Annotated in this window: 12 protein-coding genes; 6 read left to right on the plus strand and 6 right to left on the minus strand. The window is 47.1% G+C overall.

Translation table 11 applies throughout. The features are described 5' to 3' along the window. Positions 1 to 156: 156 nt before the first annotated feature. Positions 157 to 1,314 (minus strand): IS4 family transposase, encoded by a 1,158-nt coding sequence (locus GZ78_RS19770; protein WP_034837026.1) that lies wholly within the window; start codon positions 1,312 to 1,314, stop codon positions 157 to 159. A 374-nt stretch (positions 1,315 to 1,688) separates the two neighbouring features. On the opposite strand from GZ78_RS19770, the gene hutW reads away from it, so the two are divergent. From hutW to GZ78_RS19795, 5 genes are read left to right on the plus strand one after another with little or no spacing between them, the layout of a single operon-like run. Further along, positions 1,689 to 3,134, plus strand: a complete 1,446-nt coding sequence (hutW, locus tag GZ78_RS19775; RefSeq protein WP_051786373.1) for a heme anaerobic degradation radical SAM methyltransferase ChuW/HutW — start codon at positions 1,689 to 1,691, stop codon at positions 3,132 to 3,134. A gap of 46 nt (positions 3,135 to 3,180) precedes the next feature. After that, a complete protein-coding gene (hutX, locus tag GZ78_RS19780) occupies positions 3,181 to 3,687 on the plus strand; it encodes a heme utilization cystosolic carrier protein HutX (protein ID WP_034840005.1) in 507 nt (168 codons plus the stop codon). Between the two features lie 25 nt (positions 3,688 to 3,712). After that, positions 3,713 to 4,096, plus strand: a complete 384-nt coding sequence (locus GZ78_RS19785; RefSeq protein WP_034840495.1) for a nitrous oxide-stimulated promoter family protein — start codon at positions 3,713 to 3,715, stop codon at positions 4,094 to 4,096. Continuing rightward, positions 4,093 to 4,902: an NAD(P)-binding domain-containing protein gene (locus GZ78_RS19790; protein ID WP_034840008.1), complete on the plus strand. Its 810-nt coding sequence runs from the start codon at positions 4,093 to 4,095 to the stop codon at positions 4,900 to 4,902. The genes GZ78_RS19785 and GZ78_RS19790 overlap by 4 nt, the downstream gene beginning before the upstream one ends. Continuing rightward, positions 4,903 to 5,292, plus strand: a complete 390-nt coding sequence (locus GZ78_RS19795; RefSeq protein ID WP_034840009.1) for a DUF454 family protein — start codon at positions 4,903 to 4,905, stop codon at positions 5,290 to 5,292. Here the strand turns inward: GZ78_RS19795 and GZ78_RS19800 are convergent. Further along, positions 5,285 to 13,123: an RING-HC finger protein gene (locus GZ78_RS19800; RefSeq protein WP_034840012.1), complete on the minus strand. Its 7,839-nt coding sequence runs from the start codon at positions 13,121 to 13,123 to the stop codon at positions 5,285 to 5,287. The genes GZ78_RS19795 and GZ78_RS19800 overlap by 8 nt on opposite strands. Positions 13,124 to 13,177: 54 nt before the next feature. Then, a complete protein-coding gene (locus GZ78_RS19805) occupies positions 13,178 to 13,948 on the minus strand; it encodes a hypothetical protein (protein ID WP_034840014.1) in 771 nt (256 codons plus the stop codon). A 226-nt stretch (positions 13,949 to 14,174) separates the two neighbouring features. Here GZ78_RS19805 and GZ78_RS19810 point away from each other — a divergent pair, with 226 nt between their 5' ends. Beyond that, positions 14,175 to 14,801, plus strand: a complete 627-nt coding sequence (locus GZ78_RS19810; protein ID WP_034840017.1) for a YceI family protein — start codon at positions 14,175 to 14,177, stop codon at positions 14,799 to 14,801. A gap of 45 nt (positions 14,802 to 14,846) precedes the next feature. Here GZ78_RS19810 and GZ78_RS30710 read toward each other — a convergent pair whose 3' ends face one another. From GZ78_RS30710 to add, 3 genes are all read right to left on the minus strand, one after another. After that, entirely contained in the window at positions 14,847 to 14,975 is a 129-nt protein-coding gene (locus GZ78_RS30710; RefSeq protein WP_269078782.1) for a hypothetical protein, read from the minus strand. Continuing rightward, positions 14,965 to 15,141, minus strand: a complete 177-nt coding sequence (locus GZ78_RS29590; RefSeq protein ID WP_161787439.1) for a nucleotidyltransferase domain-containing protein — start codon at positions 15,139 to 15,141, stop codon at positions 14,965 to 14,967. Before GZ78_RS29590 ends, GZ78_RS30710 begins: the two co-directional genes overlap by 11 nt. A gap of 128 nt (positions 15,142 to 15,269) precedes the next feature. After that, positions 15,270 to 16,271, minus strand: coding sequence for an adenosine deaminase (gene add, locus GZ78_RS19815; RefSeq protein WP_034840018.1), 1,002 nt, complete (start codon positions 16,269 to 16,271; stop codon positions 15,270 to 15,272). Between the last annotated feature and the right edge of the window lie 120 nt (positions 16,272 to 16,391).

Here is a 16,391-nt window from a genome sequence, read left to right on the forward strand (position 1 = left end):
GCTTAAATAGGTCAACTATTCGCACAAATTCAGTGAAAAAGCTGACTCGTTCTACTGAATTTTATGCTCGGACGCTATTCTCGGTCAGCCTCCTAGTCGGCAGTATTCACCGACTTTCTCTCCATCTAATCTGTACATTTCATCACTGCTGTCCGGTTAAACATATCCAAGCTCCAGCTTTCCCTGATTCTGGAGCAAGCTGCCCCCGCTTTTCTCCGGAGGATCACTGAATAACTCCAGAAGAGAACGACGACCGGTCAGATTAAGACTGATTCTCCTGGCTATTTGCTGTAACGACAGCTGGCAGCGTGTTGTGATCTGGGCCAGGCGTAGTAGAAGGTAGGCAATCATTGCTGTCAGAACCTGAATTTTCACTGCGTTCTCACTTCTGCCAATGAACCGCTTAATCTTCAGATTCTGTTTAATCCACTTGAAGAACAGTTCAATCTGCCAGCGAGATTTGTACAGGGCAGCAATTTCAACCGCTGTTCTCTTCAGGTCATTACTGATAAATACCAGTACTTTGCCGTCTTCCTCACGGTGAATTTTGACTCGTCTCAGGTAGGTTGGACAGTCTTTACGGCCTTTGTCAGAAGAAAGCCTGATGATTTGATCTTCAAGGATAAAGTTTTCCTTCGTTGCACGAGTTTCAATGACTTCGTAGACCGCAGAGCTCTTCATTCTGCCAACGAAAAGAGTACCCTGGCAGGTCATCTCGTAATACCAGCTGTAGTCATCATAGGCCCGGTCAAAAACATAGGTAACACCCGCCATAATGGGCAGGTTCTGAGCGGCTTTACGATCATTCACTTTGGCGCTGGTCAGTTCGAAGAAGGTCGGTGTATCTGCCTCCGGGTCATAAACCGTGTGCAGCTTTATGCCGCCCTTGGTTTTCCTGAAATGAGCCCATTCAAACTGGTTTACATTCAAGTCGATGGTTGTGGAGTCAATCAGACGTACCATGTCACTGGCCGCTCCCCGTGGCAGATGGCTTCTGACCTTTTGCAGCAGAAAGAAAAAAGTCTCTGAGAAAATGCTGGCGGACCGATGACTGTTGGCGTCCGACAGTGAAGAGCGCTTTATGCGAGAGACGCCCAAATGGTAATGGTGGCTGTGGCAGGTGTTGAAGTTCTCAACTAAATCCCGAATCGAGACCCGACTGGCCAGTTGAGCAAACATCATGGCGACCAGCTGAGTCCAGCATGACAGAGTTCTGATCCGATGATCACCATTGTGACGGTCAACCACCTTCTGGAATTGGTGGCGGGGAATGACTTTGAGCAACTGTTGGAAAACGCTGTTATGATGCTTCATGCCTGTCTCTCTTGGTCTGTGAAATAGCTGTCTCGATAACTTCTATTTTACTGTAAACCAACAGGGACAGGCACTTCCCAGTTATTCCGGATTTTTAACCGGACAGCAGTGACATTTCATATGGAATGATGCCTGCCGACCCTTTCGAATCTCTGAATGACTGTCTCTATTCATCCATGAAACAGGGGCTTCGTTCACTTCCCAATTGAAGTCCCGTGGGTATATATCTTTCCAGATAAGTACATATCTAAATGATAATGGTTTGTATTTGAATATCTATAAAAGTAAGATGTTAATTAGTTTTTCGGGGTGACCTGAACCTCTGTTTTCTCACCCATGTTGGCCTGAGTTATTTCTGACTGCTGTATGAAATTATGAATAAGCCCGTTGTATTAACAGAGTCCATGACTGGCCGCTCTGTGCCTGATCCATTGCGCCATGCTTTTGAAAAAAAGACCAATGCTCACAGCCGGGGAGCGGGTACGCCTTTACCGCCTCATCAGTGGCAGGAGGCCTGGAATCGTTTAATGGCATTACCGGGCAAGGGTAAGCGGGCTGCTTATTTTCATATTCCGTTCTGCAAAACGAAATGTTCCTATTGCGGATTTTTCCAGAACACAACCAAAGAAGCTCAGGTTGAGCGCTATGTCGATTATCTGATTCGTGAAATAGAAATGACGGCTGCGCTACCAAGAGCTCATAGCGCGCCTATTCATGCCGTGTACTTTGGCGGTGGCACTCCTACTGATTTAACGCCTGAACAGATTCGCCGACTGGGTAAAGTCATCAGGGAAAACCTGCCATTAGCCAACGATTGTGAAATGACCTTTGAGTCTCGTTTCAGTGGCCTGACAGACGAAAAAATTGATGCCTGCATTGAGGCTGGGTTTAATCGGTTTTCTCTGGGTGTTCAGACTTTTGATTCGGCTATTCGGCGCAAAATGAGCCGGATCGATCCTCAGGAGGTTATTCTTGAGCGTTTGCAAAAGCTGATGTCGACTGACCAGGTAGCAGTCGTGGTGGATCTTATTTTTGGTCTCCCTTATCAAACGACAAAGAGCTGGTTAAAGGATCTCGAAATACTGGTAGACAGTGGTATCGACGGTGCAGATCTTTATAAGTTAATTCTGATGGGCCACTCTCGTATGGCACAGAGCATTGAAAAAGGTTCTATGCCTACCCCTGCCGGCACCGAGGAAAAAGCCGATCGTTTTCTGGCAGCGATAGAATTTCTTAATAAAAAACACTTCCGTCGTTTAAGTGTCAGTCATTGGGGTAAAAGCTCCAGAGAACGTAACCTCTATAATCATCTGTCCAAATCAGGTGCAGAAGTGATTCCTTTCGGTTCTGGAGCGGGTGGTAATGTTGGGGGTCACAGCATGATGCTGCAGCGTAAACTGGACGACTACTATGCCGACATTGATGCAGGCAAAAAGCCTGTGATGGGTGTAGTTGCGCCCAATCCTCTCTATAAAGCCTTCAATGCAGCCGGTGCTGCCTTTGATCTGGGTTTCCTGGATCTTAAAGCCATGGATAAAAGCGGCTTTGAGTTCAGTCGTCTTTGTCGTCCCCTCTTTGAAGCCTGGACCAATAATGGGTTGGTCGAAGTGAATGGTGAATTTCTTGATCTGACTCTGGCGGGCCAGTTCTGGGCGGTCAATATGAATGAGGGTCTGCAGCAATATCTACAGGCACTCTCTATTGGCTATGGGCATCCCGGAGAGGAATCGGAGTCCGGAGTTCATATGGGTGGGCATGCTAAAAGAGCGCCAATTTCAGCAAATAGCCCGCAAGGTTGCCCTCATCATAAGCAGTCTTGAGTACCAGAGACTGAGCGAAAGAACAGTATTATCAGGAGTAAATAGAATGACATCCATCAGTGCCCAAGATGCGGTTCGCAATATCATTGCCCAAACCCCCGAAAAATTGCCCGCAGAGATTGCCGCTGAGCTATCCATCACTGAACTTGAGGCGGTCTGCAATCTGCCAGAAGAAATGGTGACTGTGCTGGATGGCAGCCTTTTTCAAAAACTGACGGAAGAATTCCGTACCTGGGGTGAACTGTTGACGGTAATTGACGTCGATGGTCATATATTTAAACTGTCCGGGCCTTTCCCGAAAGGCGGCATGAAGTTCGGTTACTACAATATGAGTGACAAGAATACGCCTCTGAAAGGGCACCTGAAACTGGATGGCTACAGTAAAATTGCCCTGGTTTCCAAGCCCTTTCATGGCGTAGACACCAAGTCTGTACAGTTCTTCAGTCACTCGGGTAATACAGTATTCAAACTCTATATTCGTCGTAACAAAGACAAAAGCTTTGTCGCTGAGCAGCTTGAAAAGTTTGAAGCATTGAAACTGCTTGCTGCCTGATGTTCCTGAACAAACAGAAGCGTTTATGAGAAAACTGACAGAGCCTCTGACCGGTGTATTGCTCTACGAGCATAAGACTATTATTGCCATGACTCGCATCTACTGTCGGGATCACCATTCCAGCCGTGAGCGTGAGCAGGCGCTCTGTCAGGAGTGTCGTGAATTTGTTGAGTTTGCCGGACTTCGCTTGAGCAAATGCCCTTATGGGCAGGTAAAGCCGGCTTGTCAGAATTGTCCGATCCACTGTTATAAGAAGGATATGAAGGAAAAAGCCCGGATTATCATGCGTTACGGTGGGCCCAGAATGTTATTGAGGCATCCGGTCATGGCCATTAGACATTTGTTGCATGCTCGAAGAGCCAATCCTGAGTTGCCGAAAAAAAAGCGTATCAGGGGAGAAAAGCAGTGAGTACCCAATCCAGAATCAGTATTGTTGGCTATGGGCGAGTAGGATTGCCATTGGCTGAAAGGCTGGTAGAGCTGGGCTACAACGTCAGTGGAACTGTCACCCGTTTGGAAAAGTGTGATGCATTGAATGCCAGAGCTTTAAAAACTTCTGTGTTGAAGTTCACACCTGAACCTGAAGGCGATCTGGATGCTGCCTTTAATGCCGATATTCTGATCGTAACCGTACCCCCCTCAAGAGAGTCATCGGCTCACTTCACTGCCATTATGCAGCGCATCGCAGATGAAGCCGAAGGTCATGGCGTTCAAAAAGTTCTGCTGATTTCTACGACTTCTGTGTATCTCCAGACGGGTGAAGTAGTACGTGAGGAAGATGCTTCCCATGAGAGTGATGCTTTTCTGGGAATAGCCTGGCTGCCGATTGAGGAGCTGTTTACGGGTAACGCTTCGTTTAGTACAACGGTTGTTAGATTTTCGGGTCTGATGGGGCGTGGAATTAATCCCGGGTTGTACTTTGCTGGCCGAGAACTTAAAGGGCCTGACAGTTTGGTTAACATGATTCATGTTGACGATTGTGTGGGTATTATGACGGCCATTATTGAGCAAGGAGCCTGGGGAGAAGTCTTTAATGGCTCTGCAGATCAACATCCTGCCAAACGTGACTTTTATACTCAGGCCTGTATAAAGTCTGATTTACCAGCTCCTGTCTTTATTAGTGAAGCTTCTCCGTATCGCATTGTGAACAGCGATAAGGTCAAGAGTCAGCTGGGTTATCGCTTTAAATACCCTGACCCCATGAAAGGTTTCTGAATGTTTCGAGTGTTGTTGGCATTGGTTGGTCTGCTGTCCCTGGCCGCAGGTGTTCTGGGCATAGTGTTGCCATTGTTGCCAACAACACCTTTCCTGTTGCTATCTGCTTTTTGTTTCGCCCGCTCCAGTCAGCGACTTCACCACTGGCTCATGAATCATCGTCACTTCGGTACATTGCTCAGCAACTGGGAAAAGCATCGTGGCATGAAAGCCAGTCACAAGCGTCGCGCTATCCTTTTTACTGTTCTGAGTTTCATGCTCAGTATTGCCCTTTCTCCTCTATGGGAGGTTCGGGTTTTTCTAATCTTCATGGCCATCTGTGTGCTGACGGGCATGTCCAGAATTGCCGTGATTCCTGATGAGCAGGAAAGCCGCAGTCTGACTACCTGATATTGTCTATTCCCTCCATAGGTGCTCTGCATTTATGACAGGGCACGGGGTCATTGGGATGGGCTCGATTGTGGTTATCCAGAAGCTTTTGCAGGCAGCCGTTACACATAGCATGCCCACAAGGCATTAGTCGTACATCACTGATCTTATCCATACAGATAGGACAAATCATGTCATGTGCCATTTCAAGAGAGGCTTTGGCAAAAGCCTGACAGAGCTGTTTTGCGTTAATCCTGCCTTTTAATAGCTGATTTGCTGAATCACCAAGATAACTGTGCATCTCTTTCAAAACAGTTTGCCCGAGTTGCTGCAGTACCGCTGCCGGAATTTCAGGTTGCTGTTTCTTGTAACAGTCTTTTATAAACTCAATCAATTGTCCTACAGAGTAAGAGAGTGGCTGTGGAAGATAAAAGGGGCGAATGTAGGGGCATCCCGGGTTGAGAGCCTGATGGGCATGCCAGGGATTCACCAGTCCCAGGTAGGGGGTGATATTCAGCTGGCATTGAGGACATTCAACTTGCCGGTTCTCCTGATTGTAATGGAAACCAGCCAGTGCCAGATCGTTTACGTTGATGCACCTGTGGCTGTTGAGCAGTGAAGTTCGCCGTAACTCCAGATCTGCTTCATTAACAGGGTGGTGAAGCATCTGGTTCATAACGGATGAAGTACAAAAATCGGTTTTGTCGTTTTGGCTGGATTCCGGGCATACAAGACAATGGTTCAGCAAAGGAGCCTTGTGCACCTCGTTACAGCCAGTGCAATACCATTGGTGTCCATACCCCATAACCTGTTGCAGGAGCGACAATGGAGTGAGTACCAACGGGTGGTTTGGGTGGTTGGGTATATAAAGTGCTGAAGAGGCAGTACCGGGACTAAGCGATAATGTTGGATGAGGATTGGCCGCAATGATAGAACCCAGAGAGTCGTCATGCATAGGTTTCAGGAAGTGTAATAGTGCAGCCGCTATAGGCTCAGGCAACAAGTGGTGGCTCAGGATAAGAGACATATCCGCTGCTGTCACCTGACTCGGAGCAAGGAAAACCTCGCTACCAGCCAGTACGGATAAACCTAAAGTCAAAGTATTGAGAGCACTCTTTGCCGGTAACGTTTGGTGATAGAGAATACCTGCCGTTTCAACCCCTTTATCATTTTTAAACCTGACCAGCTGCGAGGCATTAAAGTCCGGATAAGTGCCTCGTCTGCTCAAACTTTGCAGCAGTGCGCTGAGTTGAATCAGATATCGTGCCCGGTGTGTATCTGGCCAGTGTACTGAATTTTGTACTACTGCCAGAGGCTTGCTGCGCTTCAGATAGGTTTCAGTTTCCTCTGCATGTTGAGGCCGTTGAGGGGCATTGCAGGTATGCAGGGCTATTTTCCGTGTTCTAGCTCCCAGTGTATAAGTCGCAGAAGTAGACAGGCTGCATTCTTCACTAATAATATCTCCCTGGCTGTGTTGCCAGACCAGCGTTACTTTAAGAGCCTGATCAGGGTCTGTTACCTGCACTGCCAGTGAACTGTCAGAGTCATAGGTTGTCAGCAGTGGGTTCTCCAGGTTCAGTTGCTGATGAGCGGTCAGTTGTCTGATGACTCTCTGAAGCAGGAACTTTTGATTCCAGCTCAGTAAATCATCATCAGCATTATGGTTTAGCTCTGGAACCAGATTGTGTTTGCTCCAGCTGTGTTGCTCCAGCGTTGTCAGAGTGCCTGAAGTTGAACAGCCCGGCTCCCGGCACTGGTAAAGAATGTTGTTGGCTTTTTCCGCTTCAGACTCTTGATCGGTATAAGGCAAATGACTCTGCTCAACGTTACTTTCACAGTAGGGGCAATGGGTGCCCGCATTGTCCTGAATGACAATGTTTATACAATCAAGACACAAGGTGGTTTCACAGCATTCTGTTTTTTTGGGTGACTTTAAAACTCGATTGCAATGCTGACACTGGACTGATTTTTCCTTGGCCTTTCCCTTGTTAATAATGGCAATGGGGACGATCAGAGGCATATCCGTATCAAGCCAGTGAGGGTTCTCTCTGACGTTTTCCACCATCTGCCGATAGTGCTGAGACATGAGTTGTTGAGGAGGTTGATAGTGCCACTGATGAATCAGTCGAGCCAAAGCCTGTCGGAACTGGTAGCGAGAAGCAGGCAGGATTTCATGGGTTCTGATCAGGCCTGTGACCCACTCCATATTTTGTGCAATCTGCATCGACTGGCCATGATGGAGATGATGGCCACTGAATCCCCCCAATAAACCTCGCGCTAACTCAGTGGCAAGAGGAGCAGGGTCAGGATCTGTCTGTAGGCTGGTATAGAGAACAAATTGCAGATAAGGAATATTTTGATTAATAGTCCCGGTTTCCAGATGAACAGAAACATTGTCAGGCATCGGTTGGACTTTTTGCAGGTCAGTCACAGCATTTTCTATCTGTTCAATGAGTTCAGGTAAATCATGTGGTAGTTGATCCAGAGAGATACCCCACCATGCCTGTATTTCTCCATCATAGGGCACATGGCTAAGCAGTCCGGAATAAGCAGGGTGGCCGGAAATGGTTAAAGTATCGTGGATAAAAGGTTCTGTCGCAGAGTAAACGTGGTTTCTGAGCCTTTGGTTCAGGGCTTCAATCAAGAGAGCGGGTTCGGCAATGCCATAAAGGTTGCCCAGGCTTCTGTCTATTTTCGGGTAAACAAGGTTCAACGGTACCCACTCCAATACTTCCACCTTGTGTCGAAGACGCTGATTGATGTGAGTTCTTAGAGTAGAGGTCAGCAGTAATGACGACTCAAGTTGTGTGCTACCTATGGGGAAATGCAGTAAGCGGCTAATCAGCCTAAGCCCCGAATGACTAAAGATAACACCTAAAGCCCTGGGGTCCAGAAGGCGGCCATTTTGCTGGAGGAAAGAGTTCAGGGTCTCCTTTAGACGATCGTTGTCATCTTTTCTACGGGACGCTTTACCAAGGGTTTTCGAGTCCAAACCGAGAAAATATCCGGTGATAGCCCAATACTTCGTCAGGTTATGTCGATTTGCCAGATGAACAATACATTCAATGAGCGTTTGGGCTGGGTCTTCGCGTTCTGAATCCGGAGCCAGAATTCTACAGGATTCCAGAGAGTGATGTAGAAGGCTGGGTATAGTGGCTGGGTGTCGCTCCTGTATTGCTGAAACCACGGGTAGCCAGTCAGGCAGGTCTGCCGTCTGCCATTGAGCCTTCTTACGGTCTTCGAGCTCCTGTATGTCCAGAAGCCCCGGGTATTGTTGTAAAAACTGAGCGTATTGGTAGACGAGCGATTGAGTTTCCATGGTCGTTGATGGTGGGAGTAAAGGCTCTACCAGATTGTGGGTCAGCAGTTTATGAATCAGAGGCATATCGGCTTGTCCAGCAGCCTGAATCATTAGAGTGCGCGAAATAGCTTTTCCGGAGAACAGGGCTTTCAGTAAATTCTGTAGATTGTTTTGATGCTGCTGATAAGCATGGGCAATATGTTCAGGCTGACTGCCTGTTAACCAGGCTAACAACAGCCACTTTTCCGGAATCGTATCTTGTTGAGCCAGCCAGTCCAGATCCTGTTTGGTCATGCTTCCTTTCAACCAATTATTCTGGTCAAACTTTCCAGAGCACAGTACCAGAAAGTCAGGAATGTGCTGTAGGGCTACAGATGGCGTGACTTGATTGTTTTTACGACAGTTCTGGTGAGCATTCAGCCAGTGTATGAGAGTCAGATCTTCCCAGACGTGTCGAGTATGGCCAAATGTGATCTGACAGTGTGGGCAAAACAAATACTGTGTATTACAGCTCATCCCAGCGACAGCCAAGGTGTCAGGATGGCAATGCAAGGGAAAGGTGCAAAGAGCTTCTGGTGTGATTGAAGGTGAACCTTCTATGAAATGACTGACCGAAGAAAATTCAACCGACTGCAGGTTGTGGTGCAGGTTCTCAAGTATTCTGGTTAAAAACGGCAGTAATTGTTGGGTTGTTAGCGAAGGAGATAGGGTTGTTGAAGGTAACCAGTGCGCCATATTCATCAGTTCCAGAATGGGTCTGAGGTAATAAGGCAGTAATTTCAGACAATTTTTCTCCAGAAAGCTGATGCTGTGAGCCATTTGGGGGTATTTGCTTTCTGGGAGTGGTTGGCCTGTCATCACTTCCAGAACTAATTGAGAAAAAGCTCCGGGGCTGAAGTCTTGAGCCATTCCTGGTTCAAGCAGAATACCGGGTGCCGTTAATTCCGGATCATAAGCAATCAGGTGTTGTAGGTGGAGTGGTCGTTGAAACGAAGGGTTATCCTGAATCAGCTTGATCAATTCCAGCAAATATCCAACACGATTCTTCAAGGGCCAGACCTTAAAGTCATTGAGTAGTGTTGTCAGAGTCTTCCAGCCAGCTTTTACGTTAAAAAAAGCGACAGTCGATGGATAATTACCATCATGCTGTGAACTGTGGGCGTAATAAGCGCCGGGCTCACCTCCTTGTGAAGAAACGACAGATATGCTCATATCCTGCATAAGAGGGCCTGACCTTTGCAGCAAGGGAATAGGGGCGTTGGGCAGTAGCGAGTGGAATAGATTCTGCTCATTTGAGTGCACCATAAAATATTGAGGAAGAGCACCGGGAAGTAACGTTCTCAGGTGGTCAGGGTGGGTGAATCTCAAGATGAGGAAGTGTTCAGTACTTAGCTGGTCCAGCATGGACTGGGCGGGCAACTGTGTTACAGATGATGGGTAGAGCCATTGGTGTATCAGCTTTCTGTAAGTTCGATGAGGGTACACAGCCTCTGCATACCACTCATTCTCTTGATGCTCATACTCTGAAAAGGCTCTTGATAGCCCCGCGAATTTATGAGCGTATTGGCTTTCTTTTGTGGTCTCTAACTGGAAAAACATGGAAATAAAAGTGGACAGGTAGGTGCTTGGAGTGTCTCTATCAAGCTGCTTGTTGGCCTCTAGTGCAGAGCTGAAAAGCAGTGACGCTTCGGCAGAAGAAATCGGTGATTGCAACAGCCATTCCAGTAACAGTTGTTTCAGGTTACTGCGGATATCCAGAGTATGTGGTGAGGACTGTGGGACAGAATAAATGACCAGTTGGCTGGCTTCAGTGTCTGATTCCAGCCACATGCCCTGAAGAATAACATTGGCTTGTTGGCCCTCGGCAATTCTTTGCAAAGTATGAAGGGCGTTGGCCACTACGCTGAAGAATATCATGGCTTCACTGAGTAAACGACGCTGACGTTCTGAAGGGATCAAGGTACCCATGTATCGGCTGCCCAGAGGTAATCTACTTGAATAAGCCGGATCCACTTCCTCACTAACAGACGGTGGGTAGTACAGAAATCGGTTAAAAAGGTTGGCTGATCGCTCCGGGTTTGCAAAAAACGCGTCGTTTAGAACAGATCGCCAGGTGTCCGGAAAGTGTCCAGCCACTAATTGATCGATATAGGTATTCAAAACGTTTTGCAATAAAAGTACTTTTGCGATGCCTATTTGATAGTGATTAAAAGGACCTGATAGCATCAGCTCTGCTGGCGTTCGATAAGTTATGTTTGCGAATAAGGATCTTATTGGAAGTCTTCTGGCTTTGTCCGAAGGGGGGAAACGGATCAGCATTTCTGAAACAGAAACATCGCGAGGGTAGTCGGGTAATTGCAGGATACTGGCAACGATTCCCATACCGCTTTCCCGCAGAACCAGAGAAAGTTCCAGTGGATCTATAAAGCCATCTCTGAGTTGGAGGGCTTCTTTAAATACAGCATGAATGACGGAGTGCCATTCCCCCTGTATTTTACGGACGCCTGTCTCAAAGGACTTGAATAACTCCAGAACGTTTGCTGAAAGACCCAGATTATAAGCTAGCAGAGGCCAGTATTCGTACAGGTCGTGCAGACCAATTAGGTGAATGACGGCATCAATCAATTGCCGGGAAGGTGATGCATTGTCATCCAGTTCCATCTCTAGATAATCGGTGACGATCTTCAGGTGTGGATCAAATAAAGGGGTGGATATCATCAAGGATTCCAGAAAGTTAATCTGTGTCAGATACCAATGAGCTGTTTCCAGACATTCAGTCGCCTGAGCTGAACCCTCTAGAATTTTTGGACATTGATAAATGACCAACCTGAAAAAATTGATGTGTCTTCTCAGTTTTGTACAACGAGGCGTTTTGTTACCAAAGTGATTACACAGAGCCGTTACTATTCCGGAGGGTTTAATTCGGGCTCCTGATCCGGGGGAATAGATCCCCAGCTGTTCAATAAAACTGAAAAGGTCGTGGAAAGTGTCGGAAGGCAGCATTTCACTCGCACTGTTCTTTAACCATTTCATGCCGAGTCGAGCAGGTGTTTCACGGGATACCTCCTCGTTGGCTTCAGGAAGATCAATGCCTGTCAGGAAAAAGAAAATAACCCAGAGGTGTCTGGCTACCTGGGACATCGCCTGCAGCTCAGGATGATTGACGCGACTCACTTCCATGGATTGAGCTAACTTATTGAAATCGGGCAGCTTGGCAGTGTCAATCGGCACTACTCTGGGTGAGGGATTATCGGGTTTTGCTTCAGGTGGTGAGTCGTCTCTGTTTTGGGGGGACGCTTCCAGAGACGGGGGGGGCGAAGCTTTGTTTTGATTCTTGCCTTTCTTCTTTCTCTTGGGTGCCATCCAGATCTTTTTCAATACTTCTTCAATACTGATCCCGGCAGAATGGAATGGCTGTGCTCTTGAGCCCAGAACCTGCCAGTTTTTAGACCACCGTTTTCGCCAATATGCGTTGCCATCACTTTTGCTGAAGCCATTGGCATCACACCAGTCCCGATAGGATGAATTTCCTGAAGTGCTCTGTGGCAGAGCATAACCATTTCTGTATACCTCAGGCGCTATTCTGGGAAAAAGCGGACCGTTGATAAACGCATCCAGTTCAGCTTCGAAGGCAATACTGAGTTGTCGGTAGTATTCACTGGCGGTGATGCTGGTAATAGAACCATCAGGCCATCTCAACAGGTAAACCGTTTCTCCTTCAACCTCTGCAATCGCGACTAACAGTCCCATCCCGTAGAACAACTGAGCCGGAGTATCTGAAGGATAGGTCTGATCCATCTGTAACTGGGGGATATCCGTTTGTGGGGGCAGGTAGAACATTAAATCATCGTAGTGATCGACGATTAAATCTGATTCCAGCGACAACGATCGAAGAAGCGCATCTGTCTCCTCCCTTACGCTGTAAATAAACGGACGCTGATGTTTAAAGCGCAGAATCATTCTTATCTTTGGCTTCCTGAACTCTATGAGGTAAGGCTCAGCACTCTGATCGCTATCTGCTAATGGAATCTCCAGCATTTTGTTCTGGGTGTCTTCCGGAGTGAGATGATCCGGATCAGGATCATTACCCGGTGGGTAAGGCTCATGAATAATGTAGTGTTTTTCTGTGGAGTTATTGAGTGAAAGGTATTCATACTCAGCAAATAGAGGGCTTGGAACCAGAGGCTTGTCGGGTAAATAAATCGTAGACACTTCGTCGTTTATATGAAGAGTCAGGTTCTTTATGCAGTTGTAGTGAATGATAGGAGGTCGTTCTGGAACCAGAAAATACCTCACCTGCTTTCCCGGAGGCGTGGATTGCGGAAAAGGTTCTGGAAGTGTCCGCTGAGGATCAGTCTGGTTCTGAATCGATGGAGCCTTCTGTATTTGTTGCCATGGAGCCTTCTGTATTTGTTGCCATTGATGGGTGGCAATCACCAGACTGATCACGGATTCCAATGCATGGACAGATTCTGAAGTAAAACTCAGGAAGAGCAGTAATCCCCGAAGAAATAGAATAATTTTTATCTGCCAGTAGTTGGCTGCTTTCATTCAGTTCCATCCTGAATGTCTCTGTTACGAATGCAAATAAACAGGGGGTAAGGGTTAGTCACTGCGGCTGGGTAAGCCAAAGCAACTGCGAATCAGCCGGACAAGATCAAAAATCTGGTGGTCGGCATAGTGCTTACTGATAAAAGTTGATAGCACCGTTGCGGGCTGCTGGTTCTCTGTCAGGGTGTTCACTACCCAGTTAACAGTCTCTGTCGGGTTTTCTGAATTCACTACTACTTCATGTTCATGGGCAATAAGGTAAAGGCCTGAAGTGGAAGGATTCAGGCTTATATTGAGGGCAAAGTGCATTGTTGTCGTAGCCAGAAAGTTGCCCACCAGAGTGTGTGTAGTGTTTCCAGTCTCATGGCTATAGCTGTACAGCAGGTGCTGTTCCAGAATTTGTTGAGGTGTCAAACCTGCATACTTTATTGCCGCTGGCTTAGAATCCCTTGGGTCGCGTGGAGGTCGGGTGCGTAATTCTTCATGATCATCAGGGGACTCTGTTCTGCCGTTGATAACCCGGTTTTTTGGCGGAGGCTTGGGAGCCGTTGAGCCGGTTTGAGAGCCTCTGGATGAAGCAGGGCTGTCGTCGCTATTACTCGGCGCTCTATAAGGTGTAATAGTGCTGTTTTGAGGAGTGAAGTATCCGCATTTTTGTTTATGCTCCAGTGATACAGCATTATAAATTTCTTTACTGTTAAGCAAAGCTTTTTCCGCCAGAACGGCAACACTAAAACCAGCCTGTACCTGGTGACAAAAAAGCATTAAAAACAAGTCAGTGATCGTATAGTGTAAATAAATACCTGACAGGTCAATGGGTTTCATGGCAGGCCTTAACTCTACTGTTTCAAGGTGCGTCTAAGAATAGACCCAGATTCAGATATTTCATCAAGGCTGAATTTTTTTTAGGGCAATAATTTTGTTGGTAAGCGTCTGTAAACAGTAAAACTGGATAAATTTGAATAAGAATATAGTTCCATTTTCTTGTTTTAGACTGTGTTGACATGTTTAGGTTTTACAGCAGAAGTGGCTGAAGATAGGATGCAGGTTCATGAAAAAGAAGAATCAGGGAAAGCTTATGAAGTTTGCCAGCATTTTAAGGGCAATTGCTCTATCGGGACTGATGATTGGCAGCGCCCAAGCGGAGTGGAGTCTGGATAAAGATCATTCTGAACTTTATTTTACTTTCATTAAAGCGGCGCAAGTGGGCACCGTCGGGCAATTTGAGTCTATTGATGGCAGTATCTCGAATGCGGGTAAAGCCCTGCTAACCGTTGAACTCGGAAGTTTAAATACCGGGATTGGAAAGCGGGATGGCCGACTCAGGGAGATTTTTTTTCAGACTTCCCAATATCCTACTGCAGATATTGAAGTGTCGTTGAGCAAAAATCTTCATGAGCGTCTCGAAGTCGGTGAAACCGAGAAGGTACGAGTGACGGCTAAAGTCACTTTGCATGGTAAAACCAGAAGGCTACGAGAATCATTGAATGTTACCTTGTTGAACAACAGGACCGTTGAAGTCGCTACTGCTAAACCTCTCCTGCTGGATGTCAGCAAATTTGGTTTGATGCCAGGCATTCAGGCATTGATTGATCTTGCTGGTGTTAAAAGCATCTCTCAGTCTGTCCCTGTCACCTTCAAACTGCGCTTTAATCAGGATGCTCAGGGAGCAACATGATTCAATAAAGGCTCCATACCGTAAAAACCTAAAAGCGCATGGATTTTACCAACCTTCGCGTAAAGCATCGCCCAATGGGGCGGTGATGCCAGCGACCAGCACGTAGAGGGCTGGGGTGACCAGCATTTCCTGCTGTAAAATATCAATCTGTTGTTCGTAGGCTTTATCTCTCATAGTCTTTTTCCCAGGCAGAAATAATGGCACTTTCTATTCGGCGTACTATGGGTATGCCTCTGCCATAGAGCTTCTTACTAGCTCTTGATCCGTATAGATAGATCGCATCAACTTCCTCCAACTTCTGAATGAGCTGAATCAGGCTTTCAGTACTGAATTCTGACAATAGGGATTCCCTTCAAACAGAGTAAAGTCTAACTCTATCTTCATAACCCGCTATAACGGGCCATGAAGACATAGTGTTCAAGGTAACGAATTTCTACCTTTTTTGGCGAGTCAGGCTACCCGGCTTATTTATCCTGCTTTGGCTGTGGTTTTCAGCGCTTCTTTTTCAGCGTCACTCAGGAAAGAGATAGTCAGGCCGTTTTCCTGGGCCTGGCGAATCTGTGCCGGGGACAAGCCAGCAGCTGGTGCGGCCACTTCATATTCATAAGGCAGTTCAATGCCTTCTACGGCCGGGTCATCGGTATTAATGGTGGCCAGTACACCGTGTGCCAGGAATTTCTTGAGCGGGTGTTTTTCAATGCTTGGGAAGGTACTGGTCTGAATATTGGAAGTCAGGCAGGATTCAATGCCAATCTTATTATCAGCCAGATAATCCATCAGTGCCGGATCTTCAATGGCTCTGACACCGTGGCCGATTCGGGTAGCGCCCAGCTCACGAATGGCCTGCCAAACGCTCTCGGCACCGACAGCTTCACCTGCGTGTACGGTAACATTCAAGCCTGAATCACGAACCTGCTTAAAGTGATCTACAAACAGTTCGCCGGGTTTGCCAAACTCGTCACCGGCCAGATCGATAGCGATCAGCTGATCCTTGAAAGCCAGGCAGGCATCCAGTTCACGCTGGCAGGCTTCCTGACCAAAAGTACGGCTCAGGATACCGATCAGATTGGTCTTTACGCCAAAGTCTCGGCTGCCAGCCTGAACACCATCCACTACAGCTTCTACCACACCCTGAGGGTCAAGGTTGTGAGTCATGGCCATGTACCAGGGGCTGAAGCGCAGCTCGGTGTAATCAATTTGAGCATTCAAAGCGTCTTCTACATTCTCATAAGCGATACGACGACAGGCGTCGTAATCCGCCAGAACTTTTACACCCCAATCCAGCTTGGTCAGAAAACTTACCAGGTCCGGCTCGTTAGTCATCACACGAACATGGGGGATCAGTTCTTCCAGATTATTGGCTGGCAATTCCAGGTTGTGCTGCTGGCCCAGTTCCAGAATGGTCTGGGGGCGAATGTTACCGTCCAGATGACGATGAATGTCGGTGAGGGGAAGGGACTTGTCAATCATGTTACTGCTGCTCTCATCAATCGTTAGGTGCCTGTAATTCAGGGCGATCTTATTTTGCTCTTCGGTTTTAGGGGTATGAATATTACAGAGTATTAGCCGTAAGTCTAAGGCGAGAGTAGC

This window comes from Endozoicomonas numazuensis (genome assembly GCF_000722635.1).
GTDB lineage: Bacteria > Pseudomonadota > Gammaproteobacteria > Pseudomonadales > Endozoicomonadaceae > Endozoicomonas_A > Endozoicomonas_A numazuensis.